This is a genomic window from Paracoccus angustae, assembly GCF_042648745.1.
In the GTDB taxonomy this organism is placed as follows: domain Bacteria; phylum Pseudomonadota; class Alphaproteobacteria; order Rhodobacterales; family Rhodobacteraceae; genus Paracoccus; species Paracoccus angustae.
The window spans coordinates 35202-54789 of sequence record NZ_JBHRXY010000018.1 but is presented as its reverse complement, the minus strand read 5'-3'; the positions used below and the strand labels follow the sequence as shown (position 1 = coordinate 54789).

17 protein-coding genes, 1 pseudogene and 1 CRISPR repeat array are annotated in these 19588 nt (G+C 66.7%); of the genes and pseudogenes, 4 read left to right on the top strand and 14 right to left on the bottom strand.

Features of this window, described 5'->3' with window-relative positions; translation table 11 throughout:
- Nucleotides 1-152 precede the first annotated feature (152 nt).
- Complete coding sequence (locus ACFOM8_RS16605) at nucleotides 153-926, top strand: L-iditol 2-dehydrogenase (protein ID WP_377763194.1); 774 nt, start codon at nucleotides 153-155, stop codon at nucleotides 924-926.
- A gap of 25 nt (nucleotides 927-951) precedes the next feature.
- Nucleotides 952-1944: a zinc-dependent alcohol dehydrogenase family protein gene (locus ACFOM8_RS16600; RefSeq protein WP_377763192.1), complete on the top strand. Its 993-nt coding sequence runs from the start codon at nucleotides 952-954 to the stop codon at nucleotides 1942-1944.
- 18 nt (nucleotides 1945-1962) lie between these two features.
- Here the strand turns inward: ACFOM8_RS16600 and ACFOM8_RS16595 are convergent, their stop codons facing one another.
- The 13 genes and pseudogenes from ACFOM8_RS16595 to ACFOM8_RS16535 form a co-directional block, all read right to left on the bottom strand.
- On the bottom strand, nucleotides 1963-3240 hold the full coding sequence (locus tag ACFOM8_RS16595) for a D-tagatose-bisphosphate aldolase, class II, non-catalytic subunit (RefSeq protein ID WP_377763191.1): 1278 nt from the start codon (nucleotides 3238-3240) through the stop codon (nucleotides 1963-1965).
- Nucleotides 3237-4184, bottom strand: a complete 948-nt coding sequence (locus tag ACFOM8_RS16590) for a tagatose kinase (RefSeq protein ID WP_377763189.1) — start codon at nucleotides 4182-4184, stop codon at nucleotides 3237-3239. Before ACFOM8_RS16590 ends, ACFOM8_RS16595 begins: the two co-directional genes overlap by 4 nt.
- A gap of 345 nt (nucleotides 4185-4529) precedes the next feature.
- Nucleotides 4530-5167: a CRISPR direct-repeat array (repeat unit 28 nt; unit sequence GGTCTATCCCCGCGGGTGCGGGGGAGCC).
- 64 nt (nucleotides 5168-5231) lie between these two features.
- Complete coding sequence (gene cas2e / locus ACFOM8_RS16585) at nucleotides 5232-5531, bottom strand: type I-E CRISPR-associated endoribonuclease Cas2e (protein ID WP_377763187.1); 300 nt, start codon at nucleotides 5529-5531, stop codon at nucleotides 5232-5234.
- 1 nt (nucleotide 5532) lies between these two features.
- On the bottom strand, nucleotides 5533-6405 hold the full coding sequence (cas1e, locus tag ACFOM8_RS16580) for a type I-E CRISPR-associated endonuclease Cas1e (protein WP_377763186.1): 873 nt from the start codon (nucleotides 6403-6405) through the stop codon (nucleotides 5533-5535).
- The gene (locus tag ACFOM8_RS16575; protein WP_377763184.1) at nucleotides 6406-7173 is read right to left on the bottom strand and encodes a type I-E CRISPR-associated protein Cas6/Cse3/CasE; all 768 of its coding nucleotides are present in this window, start codon (nucleotides 7171-7173) and stop codon (nucleotides 6406-6408) included.
- Entirely contained in the window at nucleotides 7170-7844 is a 675-nt protein-coding gene (gene cas5e, locus ACFOM8_RS16570) for a type I-E CRISPR-associated protein Cas5/CasD (protein WP_377763182.1), read from the bottom strand. Before cas5e ends, ACFOM8_RS16575 begins: the two co-directional genes overlap by 4 nt.
- Nucleotides 7844-8983 (bottom strand): type I-E CRISPR-associated protein Cas7/Cse4/CasC, encoded by a 1140-nt coding sequence (gene cas7e, locus ACFOM8_RS16565; RefSeq protein WP_377763180.1) that lies wholly within the window; start codon nucleotides 8981-8983, stop codon nucleotides 7844-7846. The genes cas5e and cas7e overlap by 1 nt, the downstream gene beginning before the upstream one ends.
- A complete protein-coding gene (locus ACFOM8_RS16560; RefSeq protein WP_377763179.1) occupies nucleotides 8980-9561 on the bottom strand; it encodes a hypothetical protein in 582 nt (193 codons plus the stop codon). Before ACFOM8_RS16560 ends, cas7e begins: the two co-directional genes overlap by 4 nt.
- Nucleotides 9545-11089, bottom strand: coding sequence for a hypothetical protein (locus ACFOM8_RS16555; RefSeq protein ID WP_377763178.1), 1545 nt, complete (start codon nucleotides 11087-11089; stop codon nucleotides 9545-9547). Before ACFOM8_RS16555 ends, ACFOM8_RS16560 begins: the two co-directional genes overlap by 17 nt.
- 74 nt (nucleotides 11090-11163) lie before the next feature.
- A complete protein-coding gene (gene cas3 / locus ACFOM8_RS16550) occupies nucleotides 11164-13725 on the bottom strand; it encodes a CRISPR-associated helicase Cas3' (RefSeq protein ID WP_377763176.1) in 2562 nt (853 codons plus the stop codon).
- 73 nt (nucleotides 13726-13798) lie between these two features.
- Nucleotides 13799-14080, bottom strand: a pseudogene (locus tag ACFOM8_RS16545) (integrase core domain-containing protein); the annotation flags it as partial.
- A gap of 233 nt (nucleotides 14081-14313) precedes the next feature.
- Complete coding sequence (locus tag ACFOM8_RS16540) at nucleotides 14314-14622, bottom strand: IS66 family transposase (protein WP_377763175.1); 309 nt, start codon at nucleotides 14620-14622, stop codon at nucleotides 14314-14316.
- 205 nt (nucleotides 14623-14827) lie between these two features.
- Nucleotides 14828-15736 carry a LysR family transcriptional regulator gene (locus tag ACFOM8_RS16535; RefSeq protein ID WP_377763173.1) on the bottom strand — a complete coding sequence of 303 codons (909 nt, stop codon included), beginning with the start codon at nucleotides 15734-15736 and terminating at the stop codon, nucleotides 14828-14830.
- A gap of 95 nt (nucleotides 15737-15831) precedes the next feature.
- Here ACFOM8_RS16535 and ACFOM8_RS16530 point away from each other — a divergent pair, with 95 nt between their 5' ends.
- Both ACFOM8_RS16530 and ACFOM8_RS16525 read left to right on the top strand, forming a co-directional pair.
- A complete protein-coding gene (locus ACFOM8_RS16530) occupies nucleotides 15832-18648 on the top strand; it encodes an FAD-binding and (Fe-S)-binding domain-containing protein (RefSeq protein ID WP_377763171.1) in 2817 nt (938 codons plus the stop codon).
- An 8-nt stretch (nucleotides 18649-18656) separates the two neighbouring features.
- On the top strand, nucleotides 18657-18824 hold the full coding sequence (locus ACFOM8_RS16525) for a hypothetical protein (RefSeq protein ID WP_377763170.1): 168 nt from the start codon (nucleotides 18657-18659) through the stop codon (nucleotides 18822-18824).
- A 21-nt stretch (nucleotides 18825-18845) separates the two neighbouring features.
- Here the strand turns inward: ACFOM8_RS16525 and ACFOM8_RS16520 are convergent, their stop codons facing one another.
- Nucleotides 18846-19547 carry a GntR family transcriptional regulator gene (locus tag ACFOM8_RS16520; RefSeq protein ID WP_377763168.1) on the bottom strand — a complete coding sequence of 234 codons (702 nt, stop codon included), beginning with the start codon at nucleotides 19545-19547 and terminating at the stop codon, nucleotides 18846-18848.
- Between the last annotated feature and the right edge of the window lie 41 nt (nucleotides 19548-19588).

Below are 19588 nucleotides of genomic sequence, written 5' to 3'. Positions count from 1 at the left end.
GACAGCTTCTTCTATGTGGAAGGCACCGGCCTGGCCGAAACCGTCACCGTCCGGTCCACCGGCGAGGTGAACCTCCATCACGGCAACACCGTCTGGCTGACCCCGGACGAAGGCAAAATACACAAGTTCGACAAAGAAGGACTGCGCATCGCATGAAACGTCTAGACGGAAAATCCGCACTCATCACCGGCGCCGCCCAAGGCATCGGGCGCGGCTTTGCCGAAGCCTATGTCCGCGAGGGCGCGACCGTCGCCATTGCCGACATCAACCTTGAGGCGGCTCAGGCAACTGCAGCCGAGATCGGCGAGGGCGCCTATGCCATCCGTCTCGATGTCAGCGACCAGGCCAGCATCGATGCGGCCGTCGCGGCGGTCGTCGAAAAGGCCGGCAAGCTCGACATCCTGATCAACAATGCCGCACTTTTCGATGCGGCCGAGACGGTCGACATCACCCGCGCCAGCTATGACAAGCTTTATGCCGTCAACGTGGCGGGCACGCTGTTCACCATGCAAGCCGCGGCCAAGCAGATGATCAAGCAGGGCCATGGCGGCAAGATCATCAACATGGCTTCCCAGGCCGGGCGTCGCGGAGAGGCGCTTGTGGCGGTCTACTGCTCGACCAAGGCCGCGGTCATCAGCCTGACGCAGTCGGCGGGCCTGAACCTGATCAAGCACGGCATCAACGTGAACGCCATCGCCCCCGGCGTGGTGGATGGCGCCCATTGGAAGCACGTCGATGCGATGTTCGCCAAGCTGGAAGGCAAGGAACCCGGCCAGAAGAAGGCCGAGGTCGAGGCGGGCGTTCCGGCCGGCCGCTTTGCCACCCCCGATGACCTGACCGGCATGGCGATCTTCCTGGCCTCGCCCGAGGCCGACTACATCGTCTCGCAGTGCTACAACGTCGATGGCGGCCAATGGATGAGCTGAGCGGCACCACACTGCGAGTTCCGTCATGAAGGCAATCGTTTATACCGAAAAAGGGCATGTCGCGTATCGCGACCTGCCCGATCCCGAGCCCCAGACGGAGGAGGTTCTGCTGCGCGTGCGCGCCAGCGGGCTTTGCCATACCGACCTTGATGTCCTGCACGCGCGGTATGGGGGCGGACACTTCCCGATGGTGCCCGGGCACGAGTTCGCGGGTGAGGTCGTGGCCATTGGCGCCGATGTCGAGGGCTTTGCCGTGGGCGACCGGGTGGTTGTCGATCCGAACCTTTCCTGCGGCACCTGCCGGGCCTGTCGGCGCAGCCAGGAAAACCTCTGCACATCGCTTGGGGCCTATGGGGTTTCCACGCCGGGCGGCTTCGGGGAGCTTGTCGCGGTCCGCGCGGAGAACCTGCACCCTCTCGGGGATCTCCCCTATGACCAGGCCGCCTTGGCCGAGCCCATGGGATGTGTCCTCAACGGGGTAACGGCTCTGGCCCCGGTTTCTCAGGACGAGGCCCTGATCATCGGCGCGGGTCCGATCGGCTTGCTTCTGGCCATTGCGCTGCGCACGCGCGGTGTCGAGCGCATCACCCTGGCCGATCTCGATCCTTCCCGGCTCGATCTGGCGCGGAGCTTCGGCTTTGATGCCGTCGAGAACGGCGGCCCGGAGATGAAGGCCATGCGCCGGTCGATGGACATCTGCGCGGACGCCACGGGACGCGCGGACGTTGCCGCCTCGCTGATCGACTATACGGCGGATGGCGGGCAGGCCCTCTTCTTCGGCGTCTGCGCCCCGGATGCGAGGATCGCCATCAGCCCGTTCGAGGTGTTCCGCAGGCAGTTGCGGCTTCTGGGCACCCACTCGCTCAATCGCAACATCCCCGACGCCTTGCAGGCGATCCGGCTCTACGGCCCAGGGATCGAGCGGCTTGTCTCGCATCGCCTGCCGCTTGATGCCGTGGCCGATATTCTCTCCTCCAAGGCGCCGAAGGGCAGCCTGAAGGTCCAGGCGGCGCTCTGAGCGCCGCCTGTTCTTGTTTTACTCGGCGCAGGCCGCAACGTAGTCGTCCACCAGCAGTTCGACAGCTGCGATGGCAAGGCTGCGGGCGTCAGAGGACAGAAGGCCCGCCCGGACATCGGGATAAAGCCGGCCCAGATACTGCGAAACCAGCGTTTCCGGCAGCGGCGTTGCGCCGAGCAGGGTAAAGAGCCTTGAGACGGCCGCCTCCGCTTCCTTGGCCGGCCAGTAGTAGCGGATGCGGTCGCTGTAGGAAAAATGGCGTTGCAGGGCACGCTCGGCGCCCGTGCCGTGATAATAGCGATCCCAATTGCGCGGATCGCCGATCATCACCGCTTCCATGGTCTGCCGCAGCGTCCGATCCCGCGTTCCTGGAAACAGCTCTTCGGCAATGGCGTCCAAGCCATAGAGGGCTTCGCGCAGCACAAAGGTCAGGCCCGGACCGACCTTGAGAATGGCAAAGCCGTCCTGGACCAGCGACCGCAGCGCATCGCGCGTCTGGTAGTCGGTCGAGTGCGCCTCGAATACCAGCCCAGACATCTGGGGCAGGATTGCCGCGAGATCGGCGGCCGCAGCGGGATCGTAATCCACGACATTGTGGTTGCCGAACTCGACGCCCGGCTGGACCACGAGGCCGATGACCCGGTCAAAGGCATCCGTGAGGCCAACTGCGGCAAAGGCCTGCTTGTGGATGTCATAGGTGGTCAGGGCGGCCTCAGGGTCAGTAACCTCCAATCCTTCGATTTCCTCCATGGCACCACCCGGAATGGGAACTTCGGTGCCAATGATATAGACAGGCGCGACTCCACCCTGGGGCCTTGCCTTCTCGGCGGCGGCGGCCAGGCGGGCTGCGCGGCGCGCCGTCTCGGCATCATCGAGCGCCACCGGCTCGCCCGCGCAGCCCATCGAGCAGTCGAGATGCAGTTTGGTGAAGCCTGCCGCCGCATAGGCGCGGATCATGGTTTCCGCCTTGGCCATGGCAGCCTCGGCAGGCTCGGCCTTCCAGGGGTTCGGTCCCAGGTGATCGCCGCCCAGGATCAGCCGTTCCGGATCGAACCCCACGCGCAGGGCGATGTCCTCGACAAAGTTTCGGAATCCGCCCGGGGTCATGCCCGTATAGCCGCCCTCCTGGTTGACCTGGTTGCAGGTCGCCTCGATCAAGAGCGGCAGGGCCGTGGGCGCCGTGCAGCGCATCGCCGCCTCGATGGCCATGGAATTGGCCGTGCAGATCGACGGGATCCCGGAAGGACCGGAACGGCTCCGCCAGTCGGCGATGGACTGTAGAATGTTTCCGCTCATGCCTCGACCCCTTGTTCTGACAGCAGCGCGTCCAGTTCGGCGCGCGTAGAGGTGCCCTCCATCGGGCCCAGTTTCGTGACGGCGCGGGCGCCGGCAGCATTGGCGTAGCGCAGGGCTACGGCGGGGTCGGCACCCGCAAGCCAGAAGCTCAGAAAGGCTCCGCCGAAGCTGTCGCCCGCTCCTGTTGGATCGACCTCGGTGACCGCCAGGGCCGGGGCATCATACCGCACGCCCTTTTCGAAGACGCTTGCGCCTTCGCTGCCACGCTTGATGACCACCGTCTTGACGCCGCGTTCCAGAAGCTCGGCAACCGCCGCTGCCTCGTCCCTGGCCTTTCCAAAGAGAAACACTTCATCCCCCGAGGGCATGAAGAGATCGGTCATCGCCAGAACATGGGCGACATCGTCCGCAAGCCCCGGCGTTCCGAGGATTTCGGCGCGAAGGTTCGGATCAAAGGAGATCGTGCCGCCGCGTGCCTTGATGCGCCGACCGGCTTCAAGGACCATGTCGCGCAGGCCCGGCGCAGTCAGGGCCGTTCCCATGACATGAAGATGATCGCAGTTGTCGATCAGGGCATCGGACGCAGCCGACGGCTGCAGGTTGCCGCAGGCACTGTAGCGGATGTTATAGACGAAGGACCGGCTTCCATCCTCACGGTAGCGGATAAAGGCACTGCCCGTGCTTTCTCCCGGCGCGATCTCGATGCCCGAGACATCGACGCTATCTTCGCGCAGCCGCGCGATGTTCAGTTGCCCGAAGTCGTCATCGCCAACCCGAGACACAATGGCGGCCGGCATCCCGAGCTTGCCCACCTGATCAACGAAAATCGCCGGCGCCCCGGACGGATAGGGGCCAACGAGCGGCTGCACATCGAGAAACCCGTCTCCCCTTGTTGTGGCCACGATCTCGACCAGGATCTCTCCGATGGTCAGAACCTTGCGCATGACGAGCGCCCTCCTCCCTGAATGCGCCCTCAGACGCTGGACGGGGTGTACTCCAAACTTTTACGCGCGTCAACTTTCGAACTGAGATGATGGGTGCTGGTTTGAGCAACCTTTCGCGCGTCGGAAACTATCAGCGGCGGGGTCACAAGAGGATGATGACGCTTGAACCTTTCGCCTAAGCTCACCTGAACCGATCGGATTGCCCATCAAGCTGAGATTCCTTGCTGATAGGCCCGCGGGTGCGGGGGAGCCTGGATAGAACCGGAAGGCCCAGGTGCCGGGGCGGGTCTATCCCGCGGGTGCGGGGGAGCCACAGGGGCGCTGGCCCGTCGGCTGAATAACCGGGGTCTATCCCCGCGGGTGCGGGGGAGCCCGTGGCGGGCAGGGAGTGGATCATGTCGCGGAGGGTCTATCCCCGCGGGTGCGGGGGAGCCTTCAGGAACCCCGGCATGTTCGCGTCGGGATCGGGTCTATCCCCGCGGGTGCGGGGGAGCCTGCTGGAAGATATGGCGGATCAAGCCGGTGCTGGGTCTATCCCCGCGAGTGCGGGGGAGCCCTTGGACAACACCCCCAAGCAGCCCGACGCCGCGGTCTATCCCCGCGGGTGCGGGGGAGCCGGCGCGGTGCTGTGCATCGAATGACTTGATCAGGGTCTATTCCCGCGGGTGCGGGGGAGCCAGGCCCGGCAGCGCGCCCGTCTCGATGATCGCGGGTCTATCCCCGCGGGTGCGGGGGAGCCACCAGCAGGGCCACAGCGCCCCACACGGCGCAGGGTCTATCCCCGCGGGTGCGGGGGAGCCCGTGGTGGCCAAGATCGCCGTGAGCCATCTGAAGGTCTATCCCCGCGGGTGCGGGGGAGCCTTGAAGTTGGACCGCTTCGGGTAGTGAAGTAGGGGTCTATCCCCGCGGGTGCGGGGGAGCCGGTGTGCTGCGGGGGCCTCACAAAAGGAATAGCGGTCTATCCCCGCGGGTGCGGGGGAGCCTCTTGCCAGCATATGACTGATCTGCAACGATTTCAAACAGCATGGCGCGTGCATGATGCAATGTCTACTTTCGTTTTAAGAGCAGAACTCCATCCGCGTCCACGATTTCCTTCGCGGGAACGCCCAAGACCAGGATCCTCAGATTTCCGACGGCCTTTGTGTCGCGCCAGGTCATAACGATGGAGCCGCGCCCCAGGGCCGCCCACCAGTCCTCCAGCACGGACCAGACCCGATCGCGGACCCCCTGGGTCATTTGCGGCGAGACATAGACCCCTGGCGCGATCTCGAGCATGACCGAGGTCAGGAAGCCGCGATAACGGTCCTCGACGTCGCGGGTCACAACCGTGGTCATCTGCCCGGCCATGTCAGTTCCCCTCGATCAGATGCTTTATGCGGTCGATCATGGCGGGGATCGTCTGGTTGCGGGCAAGCGTTTCGCCGGTCAGGCGGCGGGTCACGCGCTCGATGTTCTCGGCCGGGTTGTCCTTGACGCGGCGGGCGGCACGGAAGGCGCAGGGCAGGGCGATCTCGGCGCGGTAAAGGTCGGCGATGTCCAGGACGAAGGACTGGCCCGGATCCTCGTGGATAAAACCCAGTTGCGGGATCGTCGCCGTGGCCGCGACGGCGATCGCGGCGGCGGCCTCGATGGCCGAGGCGGCGTGGTTCAGCGCCTGGTTGGCCCCATCGGCGGACAAGGGATCGGCGCGGTCATAGCGGCGGCCGTGCCAGTCGATCCCGGCGGCCTGGGCGGCAAGGCGATAGCTTTCCTTCATCCGCGCGCCCTCGATCCCGCGCAGCACGTCCAAATCGCGATGGGGCAGAACCTCGCCCAAGCGCATGGCATACATGCGGCGCGCGATCATGATGCGCATCTCGTCATCGGCCCAAAGCCGCGCCTGCAACCGCGCCAGGCCCGAGCGGTCGGGGATCAGGGGCGGCGCGGTGTAAAGGCGGACGCCGTCCTCGCCCACAGCCGCCAGGGCGGTCCGGGCATGAGCCAGCAGCCGCAGCGCGTCATGGCTGACCGTCGAGCCGGGGCCAAGCAGGATCATCGACACCGTCTGCATCGGAATCGCGTAATCGCCGGGGGTCAGCGCGTCGGCCTCGGCCGCGGGGCCTTGCAGGAAGGCCAGCGTGCCGTCGCGTGCCGTCAGGGCGCCGCGCGCCAGGTAAAGCAGGCCGGACCTGTCGGCATGGGGCACCTTGGCGCTGTCCAGTCCCAGCCTGCCCTTGAGCATCTAAGCCTCCATTGGCGGAGTTTGCGGCGCCCGCAGCAGCAGCATCCCGAACCCATAGGCGCAATGCCGCCCGACGCCCCGCGACAGCAGCAGCGCAAACCGATCCGGGTCGGCGATGCGCAGGGTGCCATGAAAGACGGCATCCGGCCCTTCCGACAGGCCGCGACGGAGGCTCTGGCTACGCTGGAAACGGTGAAGAACCGTGCTGTCGCGGACCAGTTCGGCGGCAGGCGCAAGGCGCGCGGCTAGCCAGTCCAAATAAACCTGGTCGCGAAGAACCGGCGCGGCGCTTCGCGCCTGTGCCGCGACAAAGGCGTCGATCTCGGTTCCCTGACGGAAGCCCCTGCCCAGCGGATCACTGTCCGGGGGAACGGCCGAGTTCAGCCTGACGACGGGTCGGACGCGCAGGTCGAAGCCCAGGGTCTGGCCCGCGCGCCACGCCCGCGGCATCGGTTTGTCTTGCAGGCGGGACAGCGGCAGCAGCGCCAATGCCTCGGGCGGGGCGATGGCTTCGGCCGTTTCGCGCAGGGTTTCGGGGGCGACGGCGGAATAGCCGTAAAGACTGCTGCCGCCCTTGCCGGACAGCAGGCGAAAGGGTTGGAAGGCGGACTTGGGAAGCTCGCCGCCGGTCTTTCCGAAGGTCTCGGTCAGCAGGTGGTGCAGGGCGCGGCCTTCGTCATGGCCGCGGCGGTGCATCCAGCCGCGTTCGGCGGCATGGCGCGCCAGGGCGGAAGGGTCCAGTGGCAGGCGCAGCATCCACAGGGTCACGGCAGCCGCCCCTCGGCCACGCGGCGGGTGCCCGCGTGAAGGCCGCTGATCCAGTTGCGCCCGTCCGGCAGATCCTGCCTGCGATGACCGGCGGGGCCTTCGCCCGCAGGCCAGCAGGCGCGCAGGCCGCCGCCGTCCGGCAGGGCGGCGATCAGCGCGTCATGGGCGGTGGCGGCATCGACCGTGCCGGCCAGGATCGGCCGGGTCGGCAGGCAGGGCTTGCGGCCCAGGAACAGCGGTCGCGCCGGATGCAGCAGGGCCTGCCGGATGTCCTCGGTCGCGGGCGAGCCGGGCGCGAGGCGCGCCACCACCACGACATGCGCATCCGCCGCGTAGTCGCGGCGGCGGCGGTGGGGGGCGCCATAGCTTGCGCCGTCGCGGCCTTCCGGTTCGCCCCAGGTCGTCCAGCCGCGATCGGTCTTTTCCAGTTGCGCGTTCTGGATGTCGGTGATGACCACCCCCTCGCGCAGGATGGCCGCGGCGAAGACCAGGCGGTCCTGGATGTCCTGATGGGCCTGCCGGTCGCGCCATTCGAGGCCGAGGGCGTTGGCGAAAAGCCCGGTCAGCATCGAGGCGGCGGGGAAATCCCGCACCGGCCCGACCTGATCAATGGCGACGCCGCCAAAGGCCATCAGCGGCGCCGCCAGTTCCAGCTTCAGCCAGGACGGCATCAGGCGGCGCGCCCTGCGGCCAGTCGCGCGGGCAGGCCGCCTGCCCATTCGGCCAGGTGCCGCAGGGATGCGGGCGCGGCGCCGGGGATCGGGGCGTTGGCAAGGCAAAGGGCATGACGCTCCTCGCCTGTCTCGTAGCAGCGGTCGAAGGCCTCTAGTTGCGTCGAAAGCGCCTGCGCCGCCGGGCCCAGGTGCGGCGGGCAGGGGGTGCGGAACGCCTCGGCCAGTGACCGGGGCTGGCGGTCGCCCGCCTCCAGCAGCACCATCCCGGCGCGGCCATAGGGGGCGGTCGAGCCGAGCTTGGCGCCGGGCGACACCTCGGCGATCAGATAGATCAGATTGTGCAGAACCCGGCCCGCCAGATCGGCATCGCCGCCCAGATTGCCGATCAGCCCCGGAATGTCGACCACGACATAGCCATAGAACAGGCCCGAGGTCAGTTCGGTTTCCTGGATGGTGTCCGCGCCCGGCTCGTCGCCCGACAGGTCGTCCACGGCGGTGAAATAATCGCTCTCGGCCTCCTCCTCGTGGACGGTGAAGGCATGGGCGACATGGACCGGGGCGGTGATGTTCGCCTCGGGGTCCGATGTCACCATGCGCCCGAACAGGGCCGATGTCAGTCCGCCGGGCAGGGTTGCGGCTGCGGTCATCGCCTTCAGGCTCTTGTTCAGGCCCTTGCGCCAGGCTTCGGCCAGCGATTTCGCCGCCTTGGCATCGCCGCCCGCCTCATCGGCCAGGCGCGCGGCCTCGGAGGCCAGCCAGCGCAGTTCGGTTTCGCCGAAGATCAGGGTTTGACGCGACTTCTTCGCCGTGCCCTTGTCGCCGTAAAGCGCCATCTGGAATTCGGGTTCCAGCGCATCCACGACCGCGCCGTCGATCCCGGCATCCCGCAGCGGCTTGATGACCTTCAGCGACACCAGTTCGCGCGACCGGAACGCCGCCTCGGCCCCGTCGATCCGCGCAAGCGCATGGGGATCCTCGGCCAGACGCCAATGCCGCTTGAGGCATTGCGACGAGATCCGGGTCCGCAGCGCACCGCCATAGGGCAGGCGCTTGGCAAGGCCGCTGTCGTCGCGGTTCAGAAGCGCCGCCGCATAGCTTGTCAGCGTGTGGATTTGCAGAAAGCGGGGCGCGGTCATTCGGTCTTCTCCTCGGATGCGGTTCGGGTCGCGCCGTCAAGGCGGCGGAAATAGGCTGAAGCAATGCTTGCGGTGTCGTCGGGGTCCAGCAGGGCCAGCGCGATCTGCGCCACGTCGACGCCCGAGCCGGGCTGAATGCGCGGCGCCAACCTGCGGGCGGCCCGTTCCAGCGCCACGGCGCGGGCCGGGCCGCGCGTCGCCAGAAGCTGCACCAGGCGGCGTTCGCCGACAACGCCGTCCGGGTTGTCGCCCTGCGGCTGCCATGCGGGATCGCCGCCGTCGCACAGCACCCGGCCAAAGGGGCGTGCGGGGTTGTGCAGAAGCGGGCGTCCTTCGGGGGGCGGCTCGCCCTTGGGGGTCAGCAGCGCAAGGATGCGCAGGATCGTCACCCAATTGGCCTGTTCGTCCATCATCACGGGGCTTCGCACCGCGATCCGCCAGAAGGCGGGGGCGGGGTTTGCGGCATCCATGCGCCGCAACTCGGCCATGGCGCCGGTGGACAGGGGGCGCATCGCGCGCGCGGCCGAGATCGAGGCGGCGGCGATGGCGCGCCGCCGGGATTCAGGCAGCATCGTCATCGTGGCGCCCCTCCGTGGTGAAAAGGAAATCGAACCGCGTGCCGCCGCCATGGCCGTGGCCGCGCCTGACCGCGGACTCGAACGCCTGGCGCCCCCGTGCCTCGGCCCGGGGGCGCAGGATCGCGGCGCAGGGCATCCCCGGCAGCGCCAGGTCGAAGGCATCGCGCGCGGCGTGGAACAGTTGGGTCAGGAACCTTCGTCTGGCCGCCTCGCGTTCATCGCCTTGTGCGGCGGAACGATCCCACAGCGCCTCGAAGAACAGGGCGTCGGCGGCGCGGTCGAAGCGGTCGCGCGCGTCGCGGGCGCGGGCGTAGTGGTCCTTGTTCAGCTTGTCGCGGTCCCCGCCTGCCGCGACAAGGGCAAGGCCGTTGCGCAGGGCCTTGTCGAAGATCTCGATCTCCGCGATCTGGTCCTTGGCCAAGGCGCCAAGGTCGGGCTGTCCGAACCGCCGGCGCGCCCAGCCGGGCACCGGCACGATGCGCGACTTGAAGCCTTCGGTCTTCGAGTTTCCCCGGGCAAAGGCTTCGGCCACGATCACGCCCGCCGCGTCGCCTTGGCCCGGATCGGCAAGCGGCGGCCTTTTCCAACCGCCCTCGAACAGCAGTTCGCACAAGCGGGCATAGGTGAAATCCCCGTCGCCCAGAGTCAGGCTGCGTGGGTTGCCGTCCATCGAGACGGGGGCCCAGGGATCGCCCGTGACACCTTTGGCCTCCTTCGCGTCGATGCGGGCGTCCTTCGAGGTCGTGCGCAGCGCCGCCAGCCTGTCACCATCCTGGATCAGCCGGATGCGGCGACAGCTTTCGATGAACCAGGGGTCGAGATCGTGCAGGGCCAGCTTGCGTCCCTCCGGCCAGGGCAGGGTCCAGATCAGCGCCGGGCCGCCCGGTGTGCCATGGACCGTATCCTTGCCTGCCTTTCGCAAGGCCAGCAGGCGCAGCACGTCGCGCCGCCACCAGGCCGAAACGTCCGGCCCGCCGCCCCCCGGCTGCGTCGGCGCAAAGCCCAGCATCGGCCTGCTGGAGGAACCGCCGTTCATCCGCGCAATTCCCTGGTTGCCTGCCCCGCCGTAACCCTCCATCGTTTGCAGCGACACCAGCGCGAACACCCAGTCCTCGGGCGCGGCATGGCGGGCCACGGCCTGCTTCAGGTCGTGGTTCTTCGACGTGATGAGCATGTCGAGCGCGTCCGGCGTCTCGACGCGCGTCCATTTCAGGCCCGGTGGCGCAGCCGGTTGCAGAAAGGCCGCGCGATCGTCAGGGGCGGTCAGCGCCCAGGCCGTCGCATCCCCATCCGTCAGCCGCAGGAGGAGGTCGCGCCACGTCCCCTCGTCATCGGGCGGGGTGTCGGCGGATGCACGCGCCAGGGCAAGGGCGCCAAGCTGCACCAGGAACATGTGCCATGCCGGGCGCTGATGCGGGCGCAGCCTTGGAAAGGCCTCGACCTGATTGCGGGACAGGGCTGCAAGAAGGCCGGGCAGGCTGTAGCGATCTGATTGGGTCGAGACCAGGCAGACGTCAAGCAAGTCCATGATCAACCGATCAAGCGGAAGCTACTGTAATCATTAAACTCGTTCTCGAGATTGCGCCTTGGAGAGCAGCGCTGTCAAGCATTATCGGCGGCTTGCCTCATCAGCCCCGACCGTCCGTAAAACAACGCCACATCGCCCAGGCTGAACCGCAGCCCGCCTTCGACGACCTCTGGCGCGACGGGTGTGTCCGGCACCGCGATGCCGCGCCAATGGGCCGGGATCGTCATCTGCGTGATGTCCGATCCGAAAGGACCGACCGTGCCGGGTGCGAACCGGATCAGCGGACCGGCGGATCCCAGGCGGGTCTGGACGATCTCGTCCTGGCCGGGAAAACGCTTGGGAAAACGCTCGTCTCTGTGCAGAAGACAGTTCCGGGCCTGCCCGCGTTGCGAGATGTCCCGGCCGATGGTCGAGGCCTGGTAACCGGCCCAGGCCGCGCCCCGCCGGGCGATCTCGTCCCTTTGGGCGTCCGGGTGCGTGGCGCTTTCCACCAGTTCCCGGTTCATGGCCGGAATGTGCCAAACGGGATGTGAGGCAATCAGGCCTTCGGTCAGGGAAAGGCAGGCAAGATCGAGATAGATCCCCTGGATCGAGCCGTCCCAGGGTTTCCATGCCCCGAGGCCGTTCACGAAGGCGGGCTTCGTCAGCGGGTCCAGCCCGTCCTCGGGGCACAGCACCAGACAGCGCGGATCTTCGAACCCGGCGGGACGCGGCAGGTCGTGGCGATGCAGGCGGCCAAGCCGTTGCAACAAGACATCGACCGGGCAGAGATCCGTGATCAGATGGTCGGCACAGATGTCCAGCGACTGCTCCAGCGTCTGGCTGCCGATCACGATGACGCCCAAGGGCGCGCGTTCCTTGTCCGGTGTCAGGATCACCTCGACCGCACGATCCAGGACGTGGCGATCCTCGGCGGTAAAGCGGGAATGGTGAAGCGCGGGACCGCCTGCCACCTGCAACAGCAGATCGGACCCGCCCGCCGCGACAACGGCATCAAAGGTCGCGCAGGCGGCCGCCACAGTGTTGCGGACGACAAGCACGCGGGCGCCCTGGCGCGCCGCCGCCATGGCAAGCCGGGCCGCCTCGGACGGGTCCATCGCGGGATGAGCCGTCATCGCGACGGACTTGGCCCTGCCGTCGGCGGGTTCGGTTTCGGGCGTGCCAGCCCCGCGCGACCACAGCGCGGGGTAAGGCGCGGCGATCGCACCGTCGAGAGCCGGCAAGGGAAGCTTCAGAAGCCCGCTGCGTGCCCGGCTGCCCAGCGTAGCGGACATCAGCATCGCGTGGCCCCCTGCGGCCAGGTGACCATCCAGCAGTTCCGCCAGGATTTCGGTCATGTAGGCGTCCGAGCTGTGAACCTCGTCCACCACCAGCAGGCTGCGGCTCAGGGCCGCGCCGCGCAGATGGGCGTGCTTGACCTGCAAGCCGGACAGCAGCGCCTGATCGACGGTGCCCACGGCGACCGCCGCCGCCAGGTAGCGGGTGGCATGTTCCGCCGCCCAGCGGGTGGGCTGCGTTCCCTCGGCGTCGTCCCACCGGGTCTCGAAACCGGGCAGGCGCTGGCCTGTCGCCTCGCCCGACAGAAGCTGGCCGGGGATCGCAAGAACCGCCTCGGGCGCATCGTCGCCGAACAGCCGCTTCATGGCCTCGTTGACGCGGCGGTGCAACTGCCGGGCCGCGGCCCGCGTCGGAACGGCGAAATAGAGACCCGACACCAGCCCCGCCGCGTGCAGCAGGGCAAAGCGCCACAAGGCGGCCTCGGTCTTGCCAGAGCCGGTTTCCGCTTCAAGCAGCACCAGGGCACTGTCCAGGTCGGCCTTGCCCACCAACCGCTGCGCCGCGCGCGGTGCAAAGCGCCCTCCGGCCACGCTGCCGAAGTCGGTTGCCGGCCTTGCTGCGCCAAGATCAAGGCCAATGACGCGAAGGGCGTCCCGCGCGGCCCGGCGCGCCCGTGCCGGGTAATCGGGCCCGGGATCCGCGACGAAATCGAAGAATCGGCGGTCCGACCCGATCCAGTCGGCCAGAGCCGCCAATCCTGCGACCAAGTGAACAAGGGCGGGCGTTTCCGGCAAGAAAGGTCCGTCCTCCAGGGCCGGCCAGGCCATTGTCCAGATCCTCAGGTAGTCGGCGATGGCACCCTTGCGGTCATAGCCTGCGACATCGTCGGTTGCGCCGAATGTCGCGGGCGCTTCGACCGGGCGGCCATGATGGGCAAAGATCGCCATCATCAGTTCCTCCGCGCCCTCGCCCCATGAACCAAGCCTGTCCGCGATGGGGCGCAAGGGATCCGACGTTTCCCGGAATGCTCGGTCCAGGGACAGCACACCGTGGACCGAGTGGTTTACATCCGCCCGGCAGGCAAGCTCGGGCCGGGCCTTGGCCTGGAAGCCGGGTTCCAGCTTGCCCAGATCGTGCAGATAGACAAGCGCCGCCATCCGGGCAAGGTCGCTGCTTGCAAGTGCGCGCCCTGCCGCAAGCTGCAAGTGGCGGGCGATCACGGGCAGTCTGCGCAGAGCCTCGAATACCGCGGCGACATCCATGGAATGCGCTTCCAGGGCGTGAAATTTGCCCGGCCCATCGGCCTTGCCCCAAGCTTTCGGCTTGTGGGAAGTCAAAGCCTCTTTCCCAAAATCCATTTGACCTCATAGGAAATTGGCATCTTCGTAAGACTGCAACACACTTCGACTTTGCTCCGCCATCCGTTCAAGCTTAGCTGTTCAGTCCCGGCATCTGGTGGATCGGGTTCAGGATGAAGCGATCCGGCTCTGAAGTCCACATTTTGCAGATGTATTCGTAGGGTGTGAGACCACCGAGGGTCTTGAGCCGACGCGCGAAGTTGTAGGCTGCCATGAAGTCCGCGAGATGCGTTCGCGGTTGCTCGTGGCTGTCATAATGGAGGCGCTTGACGGTCGCCTCCTTGATCTTGCGGTTCATCCGCTCGACTTGACCATTGGTCCACGGGTGGTCGGGTTTTGTCAGACGATGCTGGATGAGTTGGGGGGTTTTCCGTTGTGATGGCCGATCCGGCGCCGAACCCCTTGCGGGCCTCGGACCCGGTCTCGAAGACGTTCAGATAGACGAATTCCCACCTCGGCGATCGCCACGGCATTTCGATCATCCGGTCGGCCTTCAACACTAACTTCGCCTTGAATTCGGTCGAATAGCGCTTCCGCTTCGTCAGTCGCCAGAGCTTAGCGAATGGTCCGAATTCCTGCGACCACCTCTCACCCAAAATAGGCAAAGAAGGAGATACCGGGCTTGCAGCAGGACATCATCAGCCCAAGCGTCACATCGCGGGTCTGGCGGCCATCGGCCCTCATCATGCCGCCTGGGAGGCGGCGCTTGGTGACGCAGACGCGCAGGCTGTTTTCCGAGGCGTTGGTGTGGAGCGGGATCTCGGGTCGATCCAGCACCTTCAGCAGTTCGCCCTTTCGCCTGTGCAGGCGAGCGAGCAGCTGACCCAGCTCATGATGGTGGGTGAGTTGCCCGAAGATATCGTCGAAACGCTCGGCGAGAGCGGGTCCGTCCGTCAAGGACGGTTTTTCGCTCCCAGAGCGTGAGGGCGCGGGTTATCACGGGCGGAACCATCGGCACGGCCGCCGACGACTGATTGGCCGATAGCGGCATCAAGAACGGGCATTGGCGAGTTTGGCGACGGTTCGGGCAGAGCGATGCCGCGGGTCTGCTTGTCTTTCGAGCGGCATAGACGCGCATGTGCATTGGGAGCTTTGTTGCCAGCTAGTCCACATCTGCATGACTTTCGGGCAAAGTCCCCGAGAGCGCCTCGCACAGCGCCATGAAGCGCGCCGCCACATGCGACAACGCCCGCCGCGCCGGCCATATCAGCGAGATCCGCCGCTCCAGCCGCAGGTCCGCGACGCTCAGGAACATCAACCGCGGATCGTCGAACAGCAGGGCGGCCTTTTGGGGAAGCAGCCCCACCCCCATGCCCGCTCGGATCAGGCAAAGCTGACCGAAGGTCGAGGCGACGCGCAGCGGCCCGTTTTTCAACGCCGGGGGCAGGTCTGGCGCATCGGCCAGCAGGCGGGCCGTGCCTGCGCCTTCGTCCAGATGGATCAGGGTGGCGGGGTCGATCTCGGCCAGCCGGGGCGGGCGGCCCAGCCGGGTCAGGGGATGATCCACGGGAACCACAAGGCCGATGGGATCGCACGCAATCTCGCGCCTCTCCAGCATGGGTGAGGTGCTGGAATAGCCCGCGATCGCCAGGTCAAGCTCGCCATCCGCGACCATTCGCGCCAGATCCTCGGCCGGGCCGTCGTGCAGGCGCACCGCGATCGCCGGATGATCGGCGCAAAAGCGGCGTAGCGCGGGTGCGACCAGATCCCCGATGGTCGAGGGCGAGGCGCCAAGCGCCAGCCGCCCGCGGCCCAGATCGGCGCTTTCCTGCAACCGTTCCAGCGCATGGTCCAACGCCTCCAGCGCGGGGCGCGTGTCCTCCAGGAACTCCAGTCCGGCCTCGGTCAGTTGTGGCGGGCGCATGCGGCGGTCGAACAACGGAACGCCTGCACTTTCCTCGAGCTGGCGGATAGTCTCGGTCAAGGCCGAAGGAACGACGCCCAGCCGGTCGGCGGCGCGGGCAAACGACCCTTCGGCCCGGACGGCATGAATGGCGCGGAGATGACGCAAGTTCAGATTCGTATTATGCGAATTTATCTTCATTACATTCTATTTTTATGAATGTTCGTTTTATGCTTCAACGGGGAAAAGTCCGAAAGGCCCCCATGCTTTACAGCCAACCCAGCCAATCTCTGACCGACGCCCTGCGTGCCGCCGGTTTCCAGGGCGAAATCGAGACGGACCACGCGCTGCGCGCCGCCATGTCCACCGACAATTCGGTTTATCAGATCACCCCCGACCTGATCGCGGCGCCGCGCGATGGACAGGATGTGGTGCGTGCGCTGGCCGTGCTTGAGACCCCCGCATTTGCCGATGTCGCGCTGACGGCACGCGGCGGAGGCACCGGAACGAACGGGCAAAGCCTGAATCGCGGGCTGATCCTGGACATGCGGCGGCACATGAACCGGGTGCTGGAGATCAACGCGACCGAAGGCTGGGCCGAGGTCGAGCCGGGGGTAGTGCTGGACGCGCTGAACGACGCGCTGCGCCCGCATGGCTGGTTCTTTGCGCCGGAAACCTCGACGGCGACGCGATGCACCATCGGCGGCATGGTCTCGACCGATGCATCGGGCAAGGGGTCAAGGATTTATGGCAAGACCTCGGACAATGTCCTGGGATTGGAGATCGCGCGTCCGCAAGGGCTCTTATCAAGCTTTGCGCCTGCGCCGGACTGGGCCACGCCAATGCTGGCCGCGGCCGAGGCTGCCGCGCGGCAGGGGCGGGCCGCTTTCATCGACGCAACCCCTCGCCTCAACCGCCGCTTCACCGGCTATGATCTTGAACGCGCCTGCCCCGAGACGGGCGGTTTCGAATGGTGGCGGCTGTTCCTGGGGGCCGAGGGCACGCTGGGACCGATCAGCCGCATCCGGGTCAAGCTGCGCCGGATCGAGCCCGAAAAGCGCCTGATCGTTGCCGGTTTCGCCAGTTTCCGCGACGCACTGGCTGCGGCGACCCCGCTTCTGGCCGACAATCCGACTGCGATCGAGGTGATGGACGAATGGGTCCAGCGCATTGCGCAGGACGCGGGCATTCTGGACCGCCTGCCCGAAAGCCTGCGCCCCGAAGGCCCGGTTGCCTATGTCTTCATCGAGTTCAACGGCCATGACGCCGCCGAGATGCAGGCCCGCGTCACCACCTGCTTGGAGCGGCTGCGCAGCCTTCCAGGCCAGATCGCCCTGCATCAGGCCCGCGACCTCGCAGAAATCCGCGAGCTTTGGGCAATCCGTTCAGCCGGGGTGGGGCTTCTGGGCAAGGTGGACGGTCCCGCGCGGCCCATCGCCTTCGTCGAGGATTGCGTGGTTCCGCCCGAAAATCTGCCGGCTTTCGTCGATGATTTCCTGCGCGTGCTGAAGGACAACGGGTTGGGCTTCGGCATCTATGGCCATGTGGATGTCGGCTGCTTGCATATCCGCCCGGCACTGAACATCGACGAAACAACCGACCGGGCAAAGTTGGTCGCGGTTTCGGACACGGTTTTCGCGCTGACGCGGAAACACGGCGGCATCTTCTGGGGCGAACATGGCAAGGGGGTCAGGGGCGCCTATCTGCCTGAATGGATCGGACCCAGGGCCTATGCCGCGCTGCAATCCGTCAAGCGCGCCTTTGATCCCGCCGAGCGGTTCAACCCCGGCAAGCTGGTCACGCTGGACCGCCCGCTTATGGGGATTGCGACGACTCCCTTCCGGCCCTTCAACGCTAAGCCAGGCGATGCGCTGGAAAAGGCTTTCCGCTGCAACGGGAACGCGCAATGCCTCAGCTATCAGGCGGCGGTGCCGATGTGTCCCTCGTTCAAGGCGACGGGCGATCTGCGCCATTCGCCAAAAGGACGGGCCGACGCACTGCGGGCCTGGAAGGTCGCCCGCGATGCTGGCAGGCCCGCGCCCGAGCGCGACCTGATGGCCGCGCTGGACACCTGCCTTGGCTGCAAGGCCTGCGCGTCCAGTTGCCCGGTGCAAGTCGACATTCCCTGGATGCGGGCGGCGTTCTATGCCGATCACTACAGCCGTAATGCGCGGCCGCTGTCCGACAGGCTCGTGCTGGCGGCAGAGCGGCTCAGCCCGCTGGCCGTCACCCTGGCCCCGCTGCTGCGACCTGCCTGGCCGCTGGCACGGCGGCTGGCCGGGCGCGCGCTGAAAAGCGTCGACCTGCCCGTCCATATGGCCCACCCGGTCGCTGCCGCGCATCGCGTGCGGCTGGCCGATCTCGACCGGCCGCAGCCCAGGAACGCGGTGCTGCTGTGGCAGGACTGGTTCACCGCCCTGTTCGACGCCGAGGTCGCGCAGGATGCCATCATGGGCTTCAGCGCCCTTGGCTATCACCCGCTGCTGGTCGCGATGCGGCCCGCTGGCAAGGCTGCGCAGAACATGGGTGCCGAGGCCGCTTTCCGGCGCATGGCCGGGCAGCTGGCCGAAGCTTTGCAAAAAGGGGCGGCGACTGGAGCGCCAATGGTTGGACTGGATCCGGCCTTCGTCATGCTGCTGCGCCAGGACTATCCGACGGCTGGGCTGACGCCGGCCCGCGTAATGCTGGCGCAAGAATTCCTGGCAGCCGAGATTGCGTCGGGGCGGCGTTTCCCGCAAGTGTCGGTGCAGGCAAAGACCGCGCCGCGGATCCTGTCGCATTGCACCGAACAGACCGCGCTGCCGAACGCGGGCGCGCTTTGGGCGCAGGTCTTTGCGGCCATCGGGCTGAAGGCCGCGCCGGCCGCCTCGGGCTGCTGCGGCATGGCGGGGCTTTTCGGGCATCAGGAACGCCATCAGACCATGTCGCGCAAACTTTACGATATGTCATGGCGCGATCATGTCGAGGGAAAGGCGCCGGTCCTTGCCACCGGGTTTTCCTGCCGCTGCCAGGCCGAGCGGTTCAGCGGCAAGGCCCTGCGCCATCCGCTGGGGTTTATTGCCGATACGCTGCGCGGATAACGGGGTGGATGCGCGGGCATTCCGGCCAGTCTGCGCTTTTCGTCACCGATCCATTCGGCTTGAAAGCGGGAACAAAGTCTTTGCTGGCTTCTGCCGCCTGTCGCACTCTGGCGGTGCGCAGGCTGATCCGCGCCATCGACGGGGTCGAGGCGCGCTTTGCCTGCAAAGTCGCATGACGGCTGCGACCTGACCGGCACCTAATCGCGGACGTGGGCCAGAAGCCCCGCGCCGCCCCCTTCGATGTCAATGTTCAACGCTTCATAGGCGCCTTCGGGATCCTTGCCGCGGATCGCCTTGACGATGCGTAGATGAGGGTGCGGTTCCCAGTCCGGCGGCAAGCCTGCATCGTAGAGATGCGACAACAGCGGCCCGCAGCGGACCCACAGGTTCGACACCACCTCATAGGTCACGGGCAGGCCGGCGATCTCGCACAGTTTCAGATGGAACTTGGTGTTCAGACCAATGGCGCGGGAAAAGTCGCCCTTATCCTGGGCAGCGCCAAGATCGACATGGATCTGTTCCAGCGCGTCAACCGCCTCGGGCGAGGCGGCGAGGGCGGCCTGACGTGCGGCATTGCCTTCCAGGAAGCCGCGGATCTTGCGAACTTCGATCAATGTTGCGCGCGTCAGATGCGGAACCGAGATCCGGCCGCGCCCGTCCATCTCCAGCGCATGTTCCGTGACCAGGCGCAGCAGGGCCTCTCTCATGGGGGTCGCGCTGATCCCAAAGCTTTTCGAGATCGGCCGCAGGGGCAGTTCGTCCCCCGGCTTCATCCGGCCCTCCATCAGGGCCTCGCGCAGGCTGGTATAGGCAAGCTCGCTCAGGCTTTGCCTTTGAATGGGTCTTATCCACTCGCTTCCTGTTGGTTCCAAATTTCCCTCTGCTCTGTTCCCGCCCACGAGGCGAATTGCAATTGACTTATCGTTATAACATGTGACTT